17 protein-coding genes are annotated in these 20,965 nt (G+C 57.6%); 2 read left to right on the forward strand and 15 right to left on the reverse strand.

The genetic code is table 11. The features are described from left to right. Positions 1-53 precede the first annotated feature (53 nt). From ACOYXH_RS17035 to mtnA, 15 genes are all read right to left on the reverse strand, one after another. A complete protein-coding gene (locus ACOYXH_RS17035) occupies positions 54-1,496 on the reverse strand; it encodes a mannose-1-phosphate guanylyltransferase/mannose-6-phosphate isomerase (RefSeq protein WP_220556679.1) in 1,443 nt (480 codons plus the stop codon). A gap of 438 nt (positions 1,497-1,934) precedes the next feature. Continuing rightward, on the reverse strand, positions 1,935-2,831 hold the full coding sequence (gene rfbA, locus ACOYXH_RS17040; protein WP_460409839.1) for a glucose-1-phosphate thymidylyltransferase RfbA: 897 nt from the start codon (positions 2,829-2,831) through the stop codon (positions 1,935-1,937). Beyond that, the gene (gene rfbD / locus ACOYXH_RS17045; RefSeq protein ID WP_258708631.1) at positions 2,828-3,721 is read right to left on the reverse strand and encodes a dTDP-4-dehydrorhamnose reductase; all 894 of its coding nucleotides are present in this window, start codon (positions 3,719-3,721) and stop codon (positions 2,828-2,830) included. Before rfbD ends, rfbA begins: the two co-directional genes overlap by 4 nt. Beyond that, entirely contained in the window at positions 3,718-4,794 is a 1,077-nt protein-coding gene (rfbB, locus tag ACOYXH_RS17050) for a dTDP-glucose 4,6-dehydratase (protein ID WP_095048559.1), read from the reverse strand. The genes rfbD and rfbB overlap by 4 nt, the downstream gene beginning before the upstream one ends. A gap of 203 nt (positions 4,795-4,997) precedes the next feature. Further along, positions 4,998-5,258, reverse strand: coding sequence for a lipopolysaccharide assembly protein LapA domain-containing protein (locus ACOYXH_RS17055; protein ID WP_095125174.1), 261 nt, complete (start codon positions 5,256-5,258; stop codon positions 4,998-5,000). Positions 5,259-5,285: 27 nt separating this feature from the next. Next, a complete protein-coding gene (gene ihfB, locus ACOYXH_RS17060) occupies positions 5,286-5,582 on the reverse strand; it encodes an integration host factor subunit beta (protein WP_003189779.1) in 297 nt (98 codons plus the stop codon). A gap of 152 nt (positions 5,583-5,734) precedes the next feature. Then, positions 5,735-6,013, reverse strand: a complete 279-nt coding sequence (locus tag ACOYXH_RS17065; RefSeq protein WP_460409840.1) for a hypothetical protein — start codon at positions 6,011-6,013, stop codon at positions 5,735-5,737. A gap of 203 nt (positions 6,014-6,216) precedes the next feature. After that, positions 6,217-7,902: a 30S ribosomal protein S1 gene (gene rpsA / locus ACOYXH_RS17070; protein ID WP_093435292.1), complete on the reverse strand. Its 1,686-nt coding sequence runs from the start codon at positions 7,900-7,902 to the stop codon at positions 6,217-6,219. A 119-nt stretch (positions 7,903-8,021) separates the two neighbouring features. Then, positions 8,022-8,711, reverse strand: coding sequence for a (d)CMP kinase (gene cmk, locus ACOYXH_RS17075; RefSeq protein ID WP_064391442.1), 690 nt, complete (start codon positions 8,709-8,711; stop codon positions 8,022-8,024). Continuing rightward, positions 8,708-10,915: a bifunctional prephenate dehydrogenase/3-phosphoshikimate 1-carboxyvinyltransferase gene (locus ACOYXH_RS17080; protein WP_256587195.1), complete on the reverse strand. Its 2,208-nt coding sequence runs from the start codon at positions 10,913-10,915 to the stop codon at positions 8,708-8,710. The genes cmk and ACOYXH_RS17080 overlap by 4 nt, the downstream gene beginning before the upstream one ends. Positions 10,916-10,943: 28 nt before the next feature. After that, entirely contained in the window at positions 10,944-12,056 is a 1,113-nt protein-coding gene (gene hisC / locus ACOYXH_RS17085; protein WP_186620523.1) for a histidinol-phosphate transaminase, read from the reverse strand. Between the two features lie 12 nt (positions 12,057-12,068). Beyond that, a complete protein-coding gene (gene pheA, locus ACOYXH_RS17090; RefSeq protein ID WP_016770924.1) occupies positions 12,069-13,163 on the reverse strand; it encodes a prephenate dehydratase in 1,095 nt (364 codons plus the stop codon). Next, positions 13,163-14,248: a 3-phosphoserine/phosphohydroxythreonine transaminase gene (serC, locus tag ACOYXH_RS17095; RefSeq protein ID WP_095048564.1), complete on the reverse strand. Its 1,086-nt coding sequence runs from the start codon at positions 14,246-14,248 to the stop codon at positions 13,163-13,165. The genes pheA and serC overlap by 1 nt, the downstream gene beginning before the upstream one ends. 231 nt (positions 14,249-14,479) lie before the next feature. Continuing rightward, entirely contained in the window at positions 14,480-17,254 is a 2,775-nt protein-coding gene (gene gyrA / locus ACOYXH_RS17100; protein ID WP_093435302.1) for a DNA gyrase subunit A, read from the reverse strand. Between the two features lie 434 nt (positions 17,255-17,688). Next, positions 17,689-18,765: an S-methyl-5-thioribose-1-phosphate isomerase gene (mtnA, locus tag ACOYXH_RS17105; RefSeq protein WP_095048565.1), complete on the reverse strand. Its 1,077-nt coding sequence runs from the start codon at positions 18,763-18,765 to the stop codon at positions 17,689-17,691. Positions 18,766-18,873: 108 nt separating this feature from the next. Between mtnA and ACOYXH_RS17110 the strand changes: the two genes are divergently transcribed. Continuing rightward, positions 18,874-20,208, forward strand: coding sequence for a TRZ/ATZ family hydrolase (locus ACOYXH_RS17110; protein ID WP_220556684.1), 1,335 nt, complete (start codon positions 18,874-18,876; stop codon positions 20,206-20,208). Between the two features lie 56 nt (positions 20,209-20,264). Next, complete coding sequence (ubiG, locus tag ACOYXH_RS17115; protein WP_093435309.1) at positions 20,265-20,963, forward strand: bifunctional 2-polyprenyl-6-hydroxyphenol methylase/3-demethylubiquinol 3-O-methyltransferase UbiG; 699 nt, start codon at positions 20,265-20,267, stop codon at positions 20,961-20,963. The last annotated feature ends 2 nt before the right edge of the window (positions 20,964-20,965 follow it).

Below are 20,965 nucleotides of genomic sequence, written 5' to 3' on the forward strand. Positions count from 1 at the left end.
TCACTGGCGCTTGAACCCTGCAAGGCGCAGGGCTCGCATCGGGTTCAGTGTCGTTATTTGTCGACACGACCATAGTTATCTTCAAAACGCACGATGTCGTCTTCACCCAGGTAATCACCACTCTGCACTTCGATCAGCACCAGATCGATGACTCCCGGGTTCATCAGGCGATGTTGGTGGCCGGCGCGAATGAACGTGGACTCATTGGTGTTCAGCATCAGCTCCTGCTGATCGTTGACCACGATTGCCATACCGCTCACAACGATCCAATGCTCACTTCTGTGGTGATGCATTTGCAGTGAAAGAGAAGCTTTTGGCTTGACCACAATGCGCTTGATCTTGAAACGCTCGCCGTTTTCCAGCGTGGTGTAAGTACCCCAAGGACGATGCACCGTACGGTGAAGCAAATGTACCGTATGACTGCAGGCCTTTAGCTGATTGACAATATGCTTCACGTCTTGAGCGTGATCCTTGTGAGCAATCATCACCGCGTCGGGAGTATCAATGACCAGCAAGTCCTCAACGCCGACAAGCGCAGTCAACCTGTCTTCACTGTTGACATAGTTATTGCGCGAATCATGGGACAGTACCTCGCCCTCAAAGCGGTTACCGTTCTCGTCGGGCTCGGTCAATTCGCTGACAGCGTTCCACGAACCGATATCACTCCAACCAATGTCACAGGGAACAGTCGCAACTTTGGAAGAGCGCTCCATCAACGCGTAATCGATGGAAATATCCGGCACCGCTGCGAATGCTTCGGCATCAAGGGCCAGGCAACGGTATTTGGCGGACGAGGTCAGACGCGAGCTATCGATCGTTTTGCTAACCGCCTCGACTACATCCGGAGCATGTTGACGAAGCTCTTCCAGGACGGAGCCCACACGGAAGCAGAACATCCCGGAGTTCCAGTAGTAGTTCCCCGCGCTGACGTAGTTTTGAGCGGTTTCAAGATTAGGCTTTTCGACAAAACGCGCGACTTTCAAGCCACCTTTAAGAGGGGCATCCTTCTGCGCTTCAATGTAACCGAACCCAGTCTCAGGGTAGGTTGGCTGAATACCAAACGTTACCAACCAGCCGTCGGCAGCCAGCGCCATGGCGCTGGAAACGGCCGCAGCGAAAGCCTTTTCGTCTTTGATCAGGTGATCAGCAGCCAACACCAGCATCTGGGCATCGGGGCCGTGGGTGGATTCGAGTTGAAGTGCCGCTGCGGCAACGGCCGCCGCTGTATTGCGACCAAAGGGTTCAAGAATGAAAGCCTGAGCATGCTTGGCAGAATTGACTGCGCTGTACTCATCTTCAGTCTTGAACAAGAGTTCGCGGTTGGTCACCGTCAGAACTTCCACGACACCTTCCAGACGCGAAGCACGAAGGAACGTTTTCTGGATTAGATTCTGGCCATCTGGCAGTGCCATGAACGGCTTTGGATGGGTTTCTCGAGAAACAGGCCACAACCGGCTGCCCACTCCGCCAGACATAATTACGGGAATCAGTTCCATGCTCTCAATCCTTAGTCCCCTCTCCAGTGGATACTTCCAGAAACGGGTTCAATTATATTTCCGGTCATTTGTGCGTCCTGACTGACGCAAATACTTGCCCCAAGCCGCAAGAAAAAAACAGCCGCTCGGCCTAAATCCAAATCAATACGCAACACCCGGATCCTTGCCGATCAACGATTGGGGCAGGGCTTCTTTTATGAGGCGTACCCAATGAGGCGAAGCTGCCCGCCCACGACCGCGAGTCGTAAGAACCGGTATGATTGCTGATCATTCTACAGCTTGTGCTTGGACATTAATAACTCCCTCCCGGCGGAAGGCACAAAAAAACGCCCTTAAAATTGAAAGCATCCGAACAAGATCGATATCAAACCGACATCAACCCGGCTCGGCGTAACCACATCACAATCTCTACGAAAAATGGCTACTGCGCCAACAATGTCAGCCCTCGCGCACTGCGGAATCCAGAAGCTTCTCCAGGTACTGCCCATAGCCGGTTTTCTTCAGACGCTCGGCTTGAGCACGCAACTGCGCCATGTCAATCCAGCCATTACTGTAAGCAATCTCTTCAAGGCAGGCGACCTTCAAGCCCTGGCGCTTTTCGATGGTATGCACGAAGTGACTGGCCTCTAGCAGCGAATCATGCGTACCGGTATCAAGCCATGCGAAGCCTCGACCGAGCATTTCAACCTTCAGCGACTTCTGTTGAAGATAAGCGAGATTGACATCGGTAATTTCGAGCTCACCGCGCGCGGACGGCTTGATCTTCTTGGCAATATCGACAACCTGATTATCGTAGAAATATAGACCTGTCACAGCGTAGCTGGACTTGGGCACTATCGGCTTTTCCTCGATACTCAATGCTGATCCATTAACGTCAAACTCAACCACGCCAAAGCGCTCGGGATCGGATACGTGATATCCGAAGATAGTTGCACCGTCCTCCTGCAGACCGGCCGAACGCAGGTTGTCCGAGAAGTGCTGACCGTAGAAAATGTTGTCTCCCAGGATCAGACAGCACGGATCATCGCCGATGAACTCCTCACCGATAATGAAAGCCTGAGCCAGCCCGTCCGGGCTTGGCTGTTCGGCGTAACACAGCTTGATGCCATATTGGCTACCGTCGCCCAACAGCTTTTGAAAGCACGGCAAATCTTCAGGCGTGGAAATAATCAGAATTTCGCGCATCCCCGCCAACATCAGCACGGACAAGGGATAGAAGATCATCGGCTTGTCGTAGATCGGCAGCATCTGCTTGGACACGCCAAGGGTCAGCGGGTGCAAACGAGTACCCGAACCGCCAGCGAGGATGATGCCTTTACGATTTATCGTGGTCATTTATTGAGAACTTCCGTAAGCATTCGGGTTACGCCACTGCGCCAATCCGGCAAGTGCAAAGAAAAATTGTCGCGCAGCTTTCCCGTATTCAACCGGGAGTTCAGTGGGCGACAGGCTGGCGTTGGGTAGACAGACGTTTCGATCGCATTGATGCCTTTCACACAGAGCTCTTCCCCATGCGCTTTGGCGAAGTCAATCACGTGAGTTGCATATCCATGCCAAGAGACTTCGCCAGCGGCCGCCAAGTGATAAAGACCCGACAATTCAGGACGCAGAAAAACCTGTCGAAGGGTCAAGGCACTGATGTCCGCAATCAGGTCTGCACCGGTTGGCGCCCCGATCTGATCAGCGATGACACTCAGACTTTCGCGCTCTTTTGCCAGACGCAACATGGTTTTGGCGAAATTATTGCCACGAGCGCCATAAACCCAGCTGGTGCGAAAAATAAGATGCTTGCAGCCGGATTCGATGATCAATCGCTCTCCCGCAAGTTTGCTGGCACCGTAGTGATTCACCGGAGCCACGGCGTCACTCTCCCGCCATGGTGCAGATCCATGCCCATCGAAGACATAATCTGTCGAGTAATGAACCAGCCACCCGCCAAGCGCTCTGACCTCTTGCGCCAATACTCCAACAGCACGCGCGTTCACAAGATCTGCCAGCTCAGTCTCGACCTCAGCCTTGTCGACTGCGGTGTAAGCAGCCGCATTGACAACGACATCTGGCCTGATTGCGCGGAGAGTTGCCCGTAACCCATCAATATTGCTCAGGTCACCGCACAAGCCATCGGTTACTTGACGATCCAGTGCCACCAACTCACCGAGGGGCGCGAGAGATCGCTGCAACTCCCAACCGACCTGGCCGTTTTTTCCCAGAAGAAGGATTTTCATGCCTTGCCCGTACGATCTGCGTAGTTCTGATCAATCCACTGCTGATAGCTGCCGCTCTTCACATGCGCGACCCATTCAGTATTGTTCAGATACCACTCCACCGTTTTGCGGATACCACTATCAAACGTTTCTTCCGGCGCCCAACCAAGCTCTTGCTGTATCTTGCTTGCATCAATCGCGTAACGCTGATCATGACCGGGGCGGTCCTGCACGTAAGTGATCAGACTCGCATGGGGGCAATGAGGCGAAGCCGGGCGCAACTCATCAAGCAGCGCGCAGAGAGCATGCACTACTTCGATATTTTGTTTCTCGTTGTGGCCACCAATGTTGTAAGTCTCGCCGATGACGCCATCGGTGACGACTTTGTAGAGCGCGCGAGCGTGATCCTCCACATACAGCCAGTCACGTACCTGGTCGCCCTTGCCGTAAACCGGTAGCGCCTTGCCTTCCAGAGCGTTAAGTATGATTAGCGGAATCAGCTTTTCCGGAAAGTGGTACGGACCATAGTTGTTCGAACAATTGGTAACCAGGGTCGGCAGACCATAGGTGCGAGACCACGCGCGAACCAGGTGATCGGAGCTAGCCTTGCTGGCAGAGTAAGGCGAACTTGGCTGGTAGGGCGTGGTTTCGGTAAACAGATCTTCAGGCCCTTCCAGATCGCCGTACACTTCATCAGTAGAGATATGATGAAAGCGAAAAACGGCTTTACGACCTTGCTCCAGGCCGCTCCAGTAATGACGCGCTGATTCCAGAAGCGTGTAGGTGCCAATGATGTTGGTCTGGATGAATTCCGACGGACCCGATATGGAGCGGTCAACGTGCGACTCTGCCGCCAAATGCATGATCGCGTCAGGCTGGTGCTCACGCAGAACTCGATCCATTTGACCGCGATCACAAATGTCTACGCGCTCAAATGCATAGCGCGAGCTCTGACTCACATCAGCCAGAGACTCCAGATTGCCGGCATAGGTCAGCTTATCGACGTTAACGACAGAATCGCCGGTATTGGAAATGATGTGACGGATAACTGCTGAGCCGATAAACCCGGCGCCGCCGGTTACTAGAATTTTCACGCGGTACCATGCCTTTGAGCTGCTGACAGCGATTCGGGAGCGCTGTCCAATCCACGAATGCAAAAGCTACCAATCGTAGCTTTTATCAAATTCAGTCTGAATGGGTGTGAAAACCTCACAACCAAAAGAGGATCGCATTTTACAGCTTCATAGGCGTTTTACTATTGGATATAGCTAAGCCTGGAAGCAAGCATATGAGGCTTTCACTCTGTCAAATGCTTGCGCGCAGCTCTGTTTCTACTCGCGACTCTTGATGAGCGCCCCAAAAACCAGCCTAACACCGGCCCGATCAGCATCCCGACAAGCAAAGCCAAAACCACGATCAACGAAATCGGCAACTGAGGCCCAGACAAACCCAGAAACAATAACGAAACCGACTGCTGATTCTCGAGAACAAACGCCAGAATCACCAAAATCAGTAAAAGAATAAAAACGCCAAGAAGTATGCGCTTGAGGTTACGCATCAGCGCCCCCTTGAAAAATAGCGAAGATCAAACCCCCTCCTCCTCTTCCTCATTCACCCGATCACGCAGCTCTTTACCCGGCTTGAAATGCGGTACGAACTTACCGTCCAGACTAACCGACTGACCGGTCTTCGGATTACGACCGACGCGCGGCGCGCGGTAATGCAGGGAGAAGCTGCCAAACCCACGGATCTCGATACGATCACCGGTGGCGAGGCACTGGGACATTTGTTCAAGCATGGTCTTGATGGCCAGCTCCACATCCTTGGATGAGAGTAGCCCTTGATGGGTGACAATTCGTTCGATCAACTCCGACTTCGTCATATTTTTCCCTTCTTTTTCAAGCAGCTAGATCAGCGCTTGAAAGGTTTTAGCACGCCCGGAAGATTTTGAACAGCCCAGGGATTGACATATCTTCCTCCGCGTCGAAACGCCCGTTTTCAGGGCATCACAGCAACAAACAGGGCACAGCATGCTTAACGGCATATCACCAGCATGGTTCGTGTCACGTAGCCTGCCGGGTTGAAGCCAAAAGGAAACTCGTCCTCATCGTTGGCATCATCTGATCGCGTGATCACTTTGTACCCCGCGCCCTTGCACTCCTTAGCCGCGCGCTTCTGGCACTTCTCCCAGCCTGAGCCCAACCCGGAGCAGTCGACCTCTATACCACTGACACCACGCACGGCATGGGTCTTGGCACTGGTCGTACAGCCAGCCAGAGCCAGCACAGCCATGAGGACAATAAACTTGTTCATCCACTTCCTTATGCCAGGCAATGCCCGACCGCTACACGCTTAAGATCAAGCTTAGTCGTGAATAGGCGATTGATCCGATTAAAGAAACAGACCACCCGGAAGCAAGATTGGTTTCACCAAAAACCCTAAACAAGCCGTGAGCACTAAATCGCAGGCACAAAAAAGGGCGACCGAAGTCGCCCTTTTTCATGATCAAGCAGAACTTAGTTCTGTTTGGCCATTGCTTGACGCAGCAGTGCAGCCATAGTGGTATCGGCAGGAGCAGCAGCTTCACCTTCTTTCAGGCTCTGGATAGCTTCTTTCTCTTCAGCATCGTCTTTCGATTTGATCGACAGCTGAATTACACGGCTCTTACGATCAACGCTGATGATCTTGGCTTCTACTTCCTGGCCTTCTTTCAGAACGTTGCGCGCGTCTTCAACGCGGTCACGGCTGATTTCGGAGGCTTTCAGAGTCGCTTCGATATCGTCGGCCAGAACGATGATGGCGCCTTTGGCGTCAACTTCTTTCACGGTGCCAGTAACGATTGCGCCTTTGTCGTTAACCGAGACGTACTCGGAGAACGGATCGCTTTCCAGTTGCTTGATACCCAGGGAGATACGCTCGCGCTCTGGGTCAACCGACAGGATAACGGTGTCCAGCTCGTCGCCCTTCTTGAAACGACGTACGGCTTCTTCGCCCACTTCGTTCCAGGAGATGTCGGACAGGTGAACCAGACCGTCGATGCCGCCGTCCAGACCAATGAAGATACCGAAATCGGTGATCGACTTGATGGTGCCGGAGATTTTATCGCCCTTGTTGAACTGGCCAGAGAAATCTTCCCATGGGTTAGATTTGCACTGCTTGATGCCCAGGGAGATACGACGACGCTCTTCGTCGATGTCCAGAACCATAACTTCCACTTCGTCGCCGACTTGTACGACTTTCGAAGGGTGGATGTTCTTGTTGGTCCAGTCCATTTCCGAAACGTGTACCAGACCTTCAACGCCTTCTTCCAGCTCAGCGAAGCAGCCGTAGTCGGTCAGGTTGGTTACACGAGCGGTAACGCGAGTGCTTTCTGGGTAACGGGCTTTGATAGCAACCCATGGATCTTCGCCCAGTTGCTTCAGGCCCAGGGAAACACGGTTGCGTTCGCGATCGTATTTCAGAACCTTAACGTCGATTTCGTCACCAACGTTGACGATCTCGGAAGGATGCTTGATGCGCTTCCAAGCCATGTCGGTGATGTGCAGCAGGCCGTCCACGCCACCCAGATCGACGAATGCGCCGTAATCGGTGAGGTTTTTGACGATACCTTTGACTTGCTGGCCTTCCTGCAGGGATTCCAGCAGAGCTTCACGCTCGGCGGAGTTCTCGGCTTCCAGGACGCTGCGACGGGAAACGACAACGTTGTTGCGCTTCTGGTCCAGCTTGATGACCTTGAATTCCAGCTCTTTGCCTTCCAGGTGCGTGGTGTCGCGCACTGGACGGACGTCAACCAGGGAACCTGGCAGGAACGCACGGATGCCGTTAACGTCGACAGTGAAGCCGCCTTTAACCTTACCGTTGATAACGCCCTTGACCACTTCCTCGGCTGCGAAGGCTGCTTCCAGAACGATCCAGCATTCAGCGCGCTTGGCTTTTTCACGGGACAGCTTGGTTTCACCGAAACCGTCTTCAACCGAGTCCAGCGCAACGTGAACTTCGTCACCGACATTGATAGTCAGATCGCCAGCGTCGTTGTAGAACTGCTCAAGCGGGATGAGTGCTTCAGACTTCAGGCCAGCGTGAACGGTTACCCAGCGAGCTTGGTAATCGATATCAACGATAACACCGGTGATGATGGAGCCTGCCTGAAGGTTCAGGGTTTTTAGGCTTTCTTCAAAGAGTTCCGCAAAGCTTTCGCTCATTTTAATTCCTGTAAATGAGGGCGAAGGATACGCCCATCTCCACACCCCAGACGGTGTGGGTTAGTTTCATATAGAAGAAGCGTCGCAGGACTATGACTGGTCCCCTGCGGCCTTCTTGGTCACCCGGCGATATCGCGAATGGCGATCTCGCTCATGATGCGTTCAAGCACCTGATCGATGGACAACTCCGTGGAATCCAGCTGTATGGCGTCAGCCGCCGGCTTAAGCGGGGCTACCGCTCGCTGGGTGTCACGCTCGTCGCGTGCACGGATCTCATCTAGCAGACTCGACAGACTAACACCCTCGACTTTGCCCTTCAACTGCAAATATCGACGGCGCGCCCTCTCCTCGGCACTGGCGGTCAGGAAAATCTTCAGCGGTGCATCCGGAAAAACCACCGTGCCCATGTCGCGACCATCGGCCACCAGACCCGGCGCTTCCTGAAAAGCACGCTGGCGCTGCAGCAGCGCCTCGCGTACGGCCGGCAGTGCAGCCACTTGCGAAGCGCCGGAGCCGACGCTTTCGGTGCGGATCACATCGCTGACTTCGTCACCTTCCAGAATGATCCGTTGCAACTGACCTTCGGTCGCCGCAATGAACTGAACATCCAGATGAGCGGCAAGCTTCTTCAGCAGCTCTTCATTGGTCAGGTCGACACCATGGTTATGCGCAGCAAATGCCAGCAAGCGGTACAACGCACCGGAATCCAGCAGGTTCCAGCCCAGACGCTTGGCCAGTATTCCGGCTACGGTGCCTTTGCCCGAGCCGCTTGGCCCATCAATGGTGATGACCGGTGCAATGTTTTTCACGACTGAGCCTCTTGTGCCACACGAATGCCGACCTGCCCGCACAGCGCGAGGAAGTTGGGGAACGACGTCGCGACGTTGGCGCAATCATGGATGCGGATCGGTGCGGTGGCGCGCAGGGAGGCCACACTGAAAGCCATCGCGATACGGTGATCGCCGTGACCATGCACTTCGCCGCCGCCGATCTGGCCGCCGTCGATGATGATACCGTCCGGGGTTGGTTGGCATTTCACGCCCAGCGCCAACAGACCGTCCGCCATCACCTGGATACGATCCGATTCCTTGACCCGCAGCTCTTCAGCGCCAGTCAGCACGGTACGCCCTTCGGCGCAGGCAGCCGCCACGAACAGCACCGGGAATTCGTCGATGGCCAGCGGAACCAGCTCTTCGGGAATCTCGATACCTTTGAGTTTAGCTGCCCGCACGCGCAGGTCAGCCACAGGCTCGCCGCCGACTTCACGCTGGTTTTCCAGGGTGATGTCAGCACCCATCAGGCGCAGGATGTCGATCACGCCGGTACGGGTCGGGTTGATGCCGACGTGCTCAAGCACCAGTTCCGAACCTTCAGCGATCGACGCTGCGACCAGGAAGAACGCCGACGACGAGATGTCGCCCGGCACTTCAATATGGGTCGCAGTCAGCTTGCCACCGGACTCAACCGATGCCGTAGCGCCATCAACGCTTACCGAATAACCAAAACCACGCAGCATGCGTTCGGTATGGTCACGGGTAGGTGCCGGCTCGGTCACTGTGGTCTTGCCTTCCGCGTACAGACCGGCGAGCAGCAGGCAGGATTTCACCTGAGCACTGGCCATCGGCATGGTGTAAGTCAGGCCTTTGAGTTTATGCCCGCCACGAATGGTCATCGGTGGACGACCTTCGGCAGCAGTTTCGATCACGGCGCCCATTTCGCGCAGCGGATTGGCCACGCGGTTCATCGGGCGCTTCGAAAGCGAGGCATCACCCGTCAAAACACTGTCGAAGTTTTGCGCAGCCAACAGGCCGGACAGCAGACGCATCGACGTGCCGGAGTTGCCCAGATAGATCGGGCCCGGCGCCGGTTTCAGGCCGTGCAGGCCGACACCGTGAATGGTCACGCGGCCGTGGTGCGGGCCTTCGATGACCACGCCCATGTCGCGGAATGCCTGCAAGGTCGCCAGGGCGTCTTCACCCTCAAGGAAACCTTCGACTTCGGTGACACCTTCGGCCAGCGAGCCGAGCATGATCGAACGGTGGGAAATGGATTTGTCACCCGGTACGCGAATCCGACCGGACAGGCGGCCACCAGGTTGAGCCAGGAAGATCAGATCGTTGGAATTCATAGCGTCCACATAGGCCCTGCGGGCCAGGATTTTACTGAAATGCTCGCGGGCAACCCGGGCGCGCGTGAAGACGCCCAACAATTGGTGCCCATCCCCTGCATCGACCGCGTCGCGCAAAGCGTCGAGGTCGCTGCGAAATGTATCGAGTGTGCGCAGGACAGCCTCGCGGTTGGCGAGGAAGATGTCGTGCCACATCACCGGGTCGCTTCCGGCGATTCTTGTGAAATCGCGGAAACCGCCCGCAGCGTAACGGAAGATCTCAAGATTTTCATTGCGCTTGGCCAATGAATCGACCAGACCGAAGGCCAGCAGGTGCGGCAGATGACTGGTCGCGGCCAGCACTTCATCATGACGCTCGACTTGCATGTGCTCGACATCGGCACCCAATTCGCGCCACAGACGATCGACCACAGCCAATGCGGCCGGGTCGGTTTGCTCAAGCGGCGTGAGGATCACTTTGTGGCGACGGAACAGCTCGGCATTGGAGGCTTCCACCCCGCTCTGCTCGGAGCCGGCAATCGGATGGCCCGGCACGAAACGCGCCGGCATGCCGCCAAACGCCTCGGTCGCCGCGCGCACCACATTGCCTTTGGCGCTGCCAACATCAGTCAGAATCGCCGCCCCCAGATCAATACTCGCCAAACGCGCGAGCACTTTTTCCATGGCCAGAATCGGCACCGCCAACTGAATTACGTCAGCGCCCTGACAGGCCACCACCAGATCATCTTCACAACGGTCGACCACACCCAACTCGACCGCCAGCTTGCGCGATTGCGGATCGAGATCGACCCCGACCACTTCGCGGCAGATGCCACTTTCACGCAAGCCTTTGGCAAACGAACCACCGATCAACCCCAGACCGACCACCACAAGGCGCCCGATCATAGGTGCAGCAGATTGCAGTGCAGTGACATCACCCACGAGCCAGAACCTTGCGCAGCGCTTCGAGGAAGCGGCTGTTTTCCGCCGGCAGACCAATGGTCACCCGCAGGTGGTTCGGCATGCCGTAGTTGGCCACCGGACGCACGATCACGCCTTCGCGCAGCAAGCCCTGAAATATCGGAGCAGCTACCTGACCGAGATCGACGCAGATGAAGTTGCCTTTGGATTCGATCCAGCTCAGGCCCAACTCACGGAAACCGGCTTGCAGCTGCTGCATACCCGCCTCGTTGAGCTGGCGGCTTTGCGCCAGATATTCCTCATCCTTCAGCGCCGCACAGGCTGCCGCCAAGGCGAGGCTGTTGACGTTGAACGGTTGGCGAACACGGTTCAGCACGTCCGCCACCACCGGGGTCGACAGACCGTAGCCAACACGCAATGCCGCCAGACCATAAGCCTTGGAAAAAGTGCGCGAAACCAGCAGATTGGGGTAAGCCGCGAGGAAATCCAGACCGTCCGGCAGATCGCTGCCTTCGGCGTACTCGATGTAAGCCTCGTCCAGCACCACCAGTACATGCTCCGGAACATCCTGCAGGAACTCGTCCAGCGCTTCTGCGCCGAACCAGGTGCCGGTCGGATTGTTCGGATTGGCGATGAACACGACACGGGTATTGGCATCGATGGCCGCGAGCATCGCCGGCAGGTCATGCCCCCAATCCTTGGCCGGCACCACTTTGGCTTGTGCGCCGACGGCCTGAGTGGCGATCGGGTACACCGCGAACGCGTGCTCACTGAACACGGCATTCAGGCCCGGCGCCAGATAGGCACGCGCGACCAACTCAAGAATGTCATTGGAACCGTTGCCCAGAGTGACCTGGCTCAGTTCGACACGGCATTGCTCGGCCAGCAGGGATTTCAGCGCAAAACCGTTGCCATCCGGGTAACGGGTCAGCTCGGCCAGCTCTTCGCGGATGGCTGCCAAAGCTTTCGGACTGGCGCCTAGCGGGTTTTCGTTGCTCGCCAGTTTGACGATTTTGGCCGGATCCAGGTCCAGCTCGCGCGCCAGTTCATCCACAGGCTTGCCCGGAACGTACGGCGAAAGTTGTTGCACGCCCGGCTGTGCCAGAGCGAGGAAATTGCCACTCATTTGCTACCGCCCTTAGAGAACTGCTTTCGGGTAGGAACCCAGCACTTTGAGTGCTACTGCTTCCTGACTGATCTTTTCCAGCACACCTTTGATCAACGGATCACGGTGGTGGCCGACGAAGTCGATAAAGAACACGTAGGTCCATTTGCCGCTGCGCGACGGACGGGTTTCGATGCGGGTCAGGTCGATCCCGTTGTCATGGAACGGCACCAGCAGCTCGTGGAGCGCTCCCGGCTTGTTGCTCATCGAAACGATGATCGAGGTCTTGTCGTCGCCGGTCGGCGGCACTTCCTGGTTACCGATCATCAGGAAGCGCGTCGAGTTATCCGGACGGTCTTCGATCTTCTCGGCCAGACGGGTCAGGCCATACAGACCGGCCGCCATGTCGCCGGCAATCGCCGCCGAGTTCCACTCGCCCTTGACCCGCTTGGCCGCTTCAGCGTTGCTCGACACCGCGACGCGCTCGACATTCGGGTAATGCGCGTCCAGCCACTTGCGGCACTGGGCCAGCGACTGCGCGTGGGAATAGATACGGCTGATGCTGTCGGTCTTGGTGTTTTCACCGACCAACAGGTGATGGTGAATGCGCAGCTCGACTTCGCCACAGATGACCATGTCGTGTTCGAGGAAGCTGTCCAGCGTGTGGTTGACCGCGCCCTCAGTGGAGTTTTCCACCGGCACCACGCCAAAATTTACCGCACCGGCCGCCACTTCACGGAACACTTCGTCGATCGCCGCCATCGGCTTGCTGATCACCGCGTGACCGAAGTGTTTCATCGCTGCAGCCTGGGTGAAGGTGCCTTCAGGGCCGAGGTAAGCCACTTTCAGCGGCTGCTCCAGCGCTAGGCACGAGGACATGATTTCGCGGAAAAGCCGCGCCATCTCTTCGTTGCCCAGCGGCCCCTGATTGCGCTCCATCACGCGCTTGAGCACCTGAGCTTCGCGCTCAGGACGATAGAACACCGGCACTTCGCCTTCGGCCAGCGAGGCCATCTTTACTCGCGCGACTTCCTGGGCGCAACGCGCACGCTCACTGATCAGCTCAAGGACTTTGGTGTCCAGAGCGTCAATACGAACGCGCAGTGCCTTGAGTTCTTGCTCGGACATCAGCCGTGTTCCTTCTCGAATTCAGCCATGTACGCCACCAGCGCGTTAACGGCGGTGATGTCGACGGCGTTGTAGATGGAGGCGCGCATGCCGCCCACGGAGCGGTGGCCCTTCAGATTGAGCAAGCCGCGCTCTTCGGCACCGACCAGGAAAGGCTTGTCCAGACGATCATCAGCCAGACGGAACGGCACGTTCATCCACGAGCGGTCCGACTTGTTGATCGGGTTGCTGTAGAGGCCGCTGGCGTCGATGAAGTCGTACAGCGTGCGCTGCTTGACGTCGTTGAGCCTGGCGATCGCTTCAACGCCACCCTGCTCTTTCAGCCACTGGAACACCAGACCGGACAGGTACCAGGCCAGCGTCGGCGGGGTGTTGTACATCGAGCCGTTATCGGCCGCGACTTTGTAGTCGAGCATGGTTGGGCACAGCGAACGCGCCTTGCCGAGCAGGTCTTCGCGGATGATGTTGACGACGATGCCGCTCGGGCCGATGTTTTTCTGTGCGCCGGCGTAGATCATGCCGAAACGCGAGATGTCGACCGGACGCGAGAGGATGTCCGAAGACATGTCCGCTACCAACGGCACGTCACCGGTTTCCGGGATCCACTGGAATTCCAGACCGCCGATGGTTTCGTTCGGCGCGTAGTGAACGTAAGCGGCGTCTTTCGACAGTTTCCACTCGTTCTGGCCCGGGATGGCGAAATAGTCGTAAGGCTTGGCGGTGGCGGCAACATTGACGTGACCGTAGCGCGAGGCTTCTTCGATGGCTTTCTGCGACCAGATACCGGTGTCGATATAGTCGGCCGAGCCGTTTTCCGGCAGCAGGTTCAGTGGAATCTGCGCGAATTGCTGGCTGGCGCCACCTTGCAGAAACAGCACTTTGTAGTTCGACGGGATATTCAGCAGGTCACGCAGATCCTGCTCGGCCTGAGTGGCGATGGACACGAACTCATCGCTGCGATGGCTCATTTCCATGACCGACAGACCCTTGCCGTGCCAATCAAGGAGTTCACCCTGGGCACGTTGCAGGACAGCTTCAGGAAGCGCCGCAGGACCGGCGCAGAAGTTATAGGCTCGCTTGCTCACATCCAATCTCGCTCTGATTTGGTGGTATCACGCAATAAATCACACTACCGATCAACACGGCCCTGTGGGAGCGAGCCTGCTCGCGAATGCATCACCGCGGTGCGTCAGAGGTACCGCAGCGCCTGCATTCGCGAGCAGGCTCGCTCCCACAGGGGATCTCCATGATGTCGAAATTTCATACCGGACAAATAACAAGGGGGCGAATTCTCATCCGCCCCCTCGTTTGTCCGCTTATTCTTGCGGTTCTTCGTCTGCTGCGGCGTCGAGTTGCTGGTCTTCGGCAGCATCGTCGATCACGACATTGCCTTCGAACTCCTCGCCCTCTTCACCCTCAAGCTCTTCACCTTCAACTTCCGAAGGCTCCTGAACCCGCTCCAGCCCAACCAGGGTTTCATCCTTGGCCAGCTTGATCAGTGTGACGCCCTGAGTGTTACGACCCAGGCTCGACACTTCGTCGACACGGGTACGCACCAGAGTGCCCTGATCGGAGATCAGCATGATTTCTTCACCGTCCTGCACCTGAACCGCGCCGACCAGACGGCCGTTACGCTCGTTGCTGACCATGGCGATAACGCCCTGACCGCCACGCTTGTATTCAGGGAACTCGGTGATCGCCGTACGCTTGCCGTAGCCGCGCTCGGAAGCAGTGAGAATCTCGCTGCCTTCTTCTGGAATCAGCATTGAGATCAGCTTCTGCCCTTCTGGCAGACGCATGCCACGCACACCGCGGGCGGTACGGCCCATGGCGCGAACTTCGGATTCCTTGAAGCGAGTCACTTTGCCGCCGTCGGAGAACAGCATGATTTCCTGCTCGCCATCGGTAATGGCGGCGGAGATCAGGATGTCGCCTTCGTCCAGTTCCAGCGCGATCAGACCAACGCTGCGCTGACGGCTGAAGGCCACCAGCGGGGTCTTCTTCACGGTACCGTTGGCGGTCGACATGAAGATGAACGGGGCTTTCTTGCGGTCAGCAGCCTTGATGCGAGCACGACGTTCTTCATCGGTCTCGTTGCTGTTTTCGATTTCTTCTACATCAGCCTCGGCGCCTTCGGCTTCTTCTTCATCAGCCTGACGCTTCATGGCTTCGAGATCGACCGGCAGCATGGTGGTGATGTATTCACCTTCGCTCAATGGCAGAAGGTTGACCAGCGGACGACCACGGGCGGCGCGGGACGCTTCCGGAATCTCGTAGGTCTTGAGCCAGTAAACCTTGCCTTTGCTGGAGAACAGCAGCAGCGTGGTGTGGCTGTTGGCAACCAGCAGGTGAGCGATGTAGTCCTCATCCTTGACGCCGGTGGCCGACTTGCCTTTACCGCCACGACGCTGAGCCTGGTACGCAGCCAGTGGCTGGGTCTTGGCGTAGCCACCGTGGGAGATGGTCACGACGCGTTCTTCTTCCGGGATCATGTCACCCAGGGTCAGATCGAGACGGGCATCGAGAATCTCGGTGCGACGCTGATCGCCGTATTCGGCGCGGATCACTTCCAGCTCTTCGCGGATCACTTCCATCAGGCGCACGGCGCTGTTGAGGATGCGGATCAGCTCGCCGATCTGGTTGAGGATCTCTTGATACTCGGCCAGCAGTTTTTCGTGTTCCAGACCGGTCAGACGGTGCAGACGCAGTTCCAGAATGGCTTGCGCCTGTTCTGGCGACAGGAAGTACTTGCCTTCACGCAGACCGTATTGCGGATCGAGGTTTTCCGGACGGCACGAATCGGCACCGGCACGCTCAACCATCGCCACCACTGCCGAGGATTCCCACGGCGTGCTGACCAGCGCTTCTTTGGCTTCCGACGGCGTCGGCGAAGCCTTGATCAGGGCGATGACCGGGTCGATGTTCGACAGGGCAACGGCCTGGCCTTCGAGGATGTGCCCACGCTCGCGCGCCTTGCGCAGTTCGAACACGGTACGACGGGTGACGACTTCGCGACGGTGACGAACGAAGGCTTCCAGCAGATCCTTGAGGTTAAGGATGCGTGGACGGCCGTCGATCAGCGCAACGATGTTGATGCCGAATACCGATTGCAGCTGGGTCTGGGCGTAGAGGTTGTTGAGGATCACCTCAGGCACTTCGCCGCGACGCAGTTCGATCACGACGCGCATACCGTCCTTGTCGGACTCGTCGCGCAGTTCGGTGATGCCTTCCAGCTTCTTCTCTTTGACCAGCTCGGCGATCTTCTCGATCAGACGCGCCTTGTTCAGTTGGTACGGCAGCTCGGTGATGACGATCTGCTGACGGCCACCGACCTTGTCGATGTCTTCGATGATCGAGCGGGCGCGCATGTAAATACGGCCACGACCGGTACGGTAGGCTTCGATGATGCCGGCGCGACCGTTGATGATCGCGGCGGTCGGGAAGTCCGGACCGGGGATGTATTGCATCAGTTCATCGACGGTCAGCTCAGGGTTGTCGATGAGCGCCAGGCAACCGTCGATGACTTCACCGAGGTTGTGCGGCGGAATGTTGGTCGCCATGCCCACGGCAATACCGCTGGAGCCGTTGACCAGCAGGTTGGGGATACGGGTCGGCATGACCGCCGGGATCATTTCGGTGCCGTCGTAGTTCGGCACCCAGTCCACGGTTTCTTTGTGCAGGTCAGCCAGCAGCTCATGCGCCAGCTTGGTCATGCGCACTTCGGTATATCGCATGGCCGCAGCGTTGTCGCCGTCGACCGAACCGAAGTTGCCCTGACCGTCTACCAGCAGGTAGCGCAGGGAGAAAGGCTGTGCCATACGAACGATGGTGTCGTACACCGCGGTATCACCGTGCGGGTGATACTTACCGATCACGTCGCCGACAACACGGGCAGATTTCTTGTACGGCTTGTTGAAGTCGTTGCCCAACTCGCTCATCGCGAACAGTACGCGACGGTGCACGGGCTTGAGGCCATCGCGCGCATCCGGCAGTGCACGGCCGACGATCACGCTCATCGCGTAGTCGAGGTAGGACTGTTTCAGCTCGTCTTCGATATTGACCGGGAGGATTTCTTTGGCCAGTTCGCCCATGAGAAGCCTGATTCCTTTTTCTGGTGAAACTTCGTCATATCCATATGGGACCAACGAAGCTCGTCGGGGCAGACCGAGTGCCATGCACCGACTTACGACAAATCAACATTGGATCGCGGATTTGCGCAGTAAAGACAGCTCCGTGGAGCTGCCTCGGAAAACGCCGGATGTTATCACAAGAGCCGCCACGCACCTATCCCCCTGATGCGCATGGAGCATAGTTAGTTGACCGGTGACAGGCTTAACGGGGACGAGAGAGGCTCAGAGCTTCTTTGAATGCAGAATTGGGGCTTGGTTTAGCGATGTTTATTGACATTTAGGACCCCAAACACCTGTAGGAGCTGCCGAAGGCTGCGATCTTTTGATCCTGACCTGTAAAAAGCAAGATCAAAAGATCGCAGCCTTCGGCAGTTCCTACATTGAGCAGGCCAGCATCAATGCAGGCGTTTGCGGCACATCAACTGGGCCATTTTCGCGGTATCCGGGCGCTCGACGATGCCTTTTTCGGTGACGATCGCATCGATCAGGTCGGCCGGCGTCACGTCAAATACCGGGTTGAACGCTTCAACGTCCGCGCCGACGCGCTTGCCACCCACTTCGAGCAACTCGGCGCCATCACGCTCCTCGATCGGGATGTCGTCACCGCTGGCCAGATTCATGTCGATGGTCGAACTTGGCGCCACCACCATGAAACGCACACCGTGGTGCATGGCGTTGACAGCCAGTTGGTAGGTGCCGATCTTGTTGGCCACGTCACCGTTGGCGGTGATGCGGTCAGCACCGACGATCACCCAGGTCACGCCTTTGGTTTTCATGATGTGCGCAGCGGCGGAGTCGGCATTCAGGGTGACCGGAATGCCTTCGTTGGCCAGTTCCCAAGCGGTCAGGCGCGAGCCCTGCAGCCACGGACGGGTTTCATCGGCGTAAACACGCTCGACCATGCCTTCCAGATAAGCCGCGCGAATCACCCCCAGCGCCGTACCGAACCCGCCGGTAGCCAGCGCACCGGTGTTGCAGTGAGTCAGAATCGCCTGCGCATTGCCCTGGTGCTTGCGGATCAGATCAACGCCGAGCTGGGCCATGGTCAGGTTGGCTTCGCGGTCGCTTTCATGAATGGCAATGGCTTCGGCTTCCAGCGCCGCCAACGGGTCGGCGTTGCCTTTCAGACGATCCAGTCGATCGTGCATACGGCCCAACGCCCAGAACAGATTGACTGCGGTCGGACGAGAATCGGCCAGCAAGGCGAAATCTTCTTCCAGCGCCGCAGCCCAGTCGCCACCTTCGGCCAGACGGGCACGGGCCGCCAGCACAATGCCATAGGCCGCGCTGATGCCGATGGCCGGCGCACCGCGCACCACCATCGAACGAATCGCCTCGGCCACGCCGGCGGCGCTGGTGTAGGCAATCCAGGTTTCCTCGAACGGCAAAATACGCTGATCCAGCAGGTGGAGCGCGCCATCTCGCCAATCGATGGCCTTTACTTTCTCCGCAGCCAACAGTCGATCGCGCATCCCTCACCCCGCACTCATGAACAAAAGCCGCCGATTATAGCGATCCCCCCGCGAAGACGCTCGGGTATACTTCGCCATCCTTTACAAAAGCACTGGAACCGACCCTCGATGCCGAAACCTGCCATTGCGCTCGACTTATTATTGCTGCCGACCTGGCTGGTACCCGTCGAACCTGCAGGTGTTGTGCTCAAGGAGCACGGCCTGGGCATTCGCGACGGTCGCATCGTGTTTATCGGCCCGCGCGCCGAAGCATTGAAGTGTAACGCCACTGAGATCCGGGAATTGCCGGATGTGCTGCTCGCCCCCGGTCTGATCAATGCGCACGGTCACGCGGCGATGACGCTGTTTCGTGGCCTGGCCGATGATTTGCCGCTGATGATCTGGCTGGAAAATCACATCTGGCCGGCCGAGGCCAAGTGGGTCGATGAAGATTTCGTTCGCGATGGGACTGATTTGGCTATCGCCGAGCAGATCAAGGGCGGCATCACCTGTTTTTCGGACATGTATTTCTTCCCGAAAGTCGCCAGCGAGCGTGTGCACAACAGCGGCATTCGCGCGCAGATCGCCATTCCGATCCTTGATTTCCCGATTCCGGGCGCCAGCAGCGCCGATGAAGCCATTCGTCAGGGCGTCGAACTGTTCGGCGATCTGAAGCACCACGAACGCATCAAGATCACCTTCGGTCCTCATGCACCGTACACCGTCGGCGACGAAAACCTGGAGAAAATCCGCGTGATTGCCGAGGAGCTGGACGCCTCGATCCATATGCACGTGCACGAAACCGCTTTCGAAGTTCAGCAAGCGCTGGAGCAGCGCGGCGAACGTCCGCTAGCGCGCCTCGGTCGTCTCGGCCTGCTTGGCCCGCGCTTCCAGGCCGTGCACATGACCCAGATCAGCGATGACGACCTGGCGTTGCTGGTAGAAAGCAACACCAGCGTGATCCACTGCCCGGAATCGAACCTCAAACTCGCCAGCGGCTTCTGCCCGGTCGAGCGTTTGTGGCAGGCTGGCGTCAACGTGGCCGTTGGCACCGATGGCGCCGCCAGCAATAACGATCTCGATCTGCTCGGCGAAACCCGTACCGCTGCACTCCTAGCCAAAGCCGTCGCCGGCTCGGCCACTGCGCTGGATGCCCATCGAGCACTGCGCATGGCCACGCTGAATGGCGCGCGCGCACTGGGGATCGAGGCGCAAGTCGGCTCGCTGGAAATTGGCAAAGCTGCCGACATCGTCGCTTTCGACCTGTCCGGCCTGGCCCAGCAACCGGTATATGACCCGGTCTCGCAGCTTATATATGCCACCGGTCGCGATTGCGTGAAACACCTGTGGGTCGCCGGCAAGCAACTGCTCGACGACCGCCGCCTGACGCGCATGGACGAAGAGCAACTGGGCGCCACCGCCCGGACCTGGGGCCAGCGCATCAGCGGCCACACCGAATCGTAAACACCTTGGCGCAAACGCCAGGGCTACAGCACTTTTAAAGTTTTAGAGGATTTAACATGAGCAACGTCGACCACGCTGAAATCGCCAAATTCGAAGCCTTGGCCCATCGCTGGTGGGACCGCGAAAGCGAGTTCAAACCACTGCACGACATCAACCCGCTGCGGGTCAACTGGATTGACGAGCGGGTCAATCTGGCCGGCAAGAAAGTCCTCGACGTCGGTTGCGGTGGCGGCATCCTCAGCGAAGCCATGGCGCAACGCGGTGCCACGGTAATGGGCATCGACATGGGCGAAGCGCCGCTGGCGGTCGCGCAACTGCATCAGCTGGAATCCGGCGTCAGCGTTGAGTACCGCCAGATCACCGCCGAAGCCCTGGCCGAAGAAATGCCGGAGCAGTTTGACGTGGTCACGTGCCTGGAAATGCTCGAGCACGTGCCGGATCCGTCGTCAGTGATCCGCGCCTGCTTCCGCATGGTCAAGCCGGGCGGTCAGGTGTTCTTCTCGACCATCAACCGCAACCCGAAGGCCTACCTGTTCGCCATCATCGGCGCTGAATACATCATGAAGCTGCTGCCGCGCGGCACCCACGACTTCAAGAAATTCATCCGCCCGTCCGAGCTGGGTGCCTGGAGCCGCATGGCCGGCCTGACCGTCAAAGACATCATCGGCCTGACCTACAACCCGCTGACCAAGCACTACAAGCTGGCCAGCGACGTTGACGTCAACTACATGATCCAGACCCTGCGCGAGGAGTAAGC

Source organism: Pseudomonas sp. Mb7, assembly GCF_054790525.1.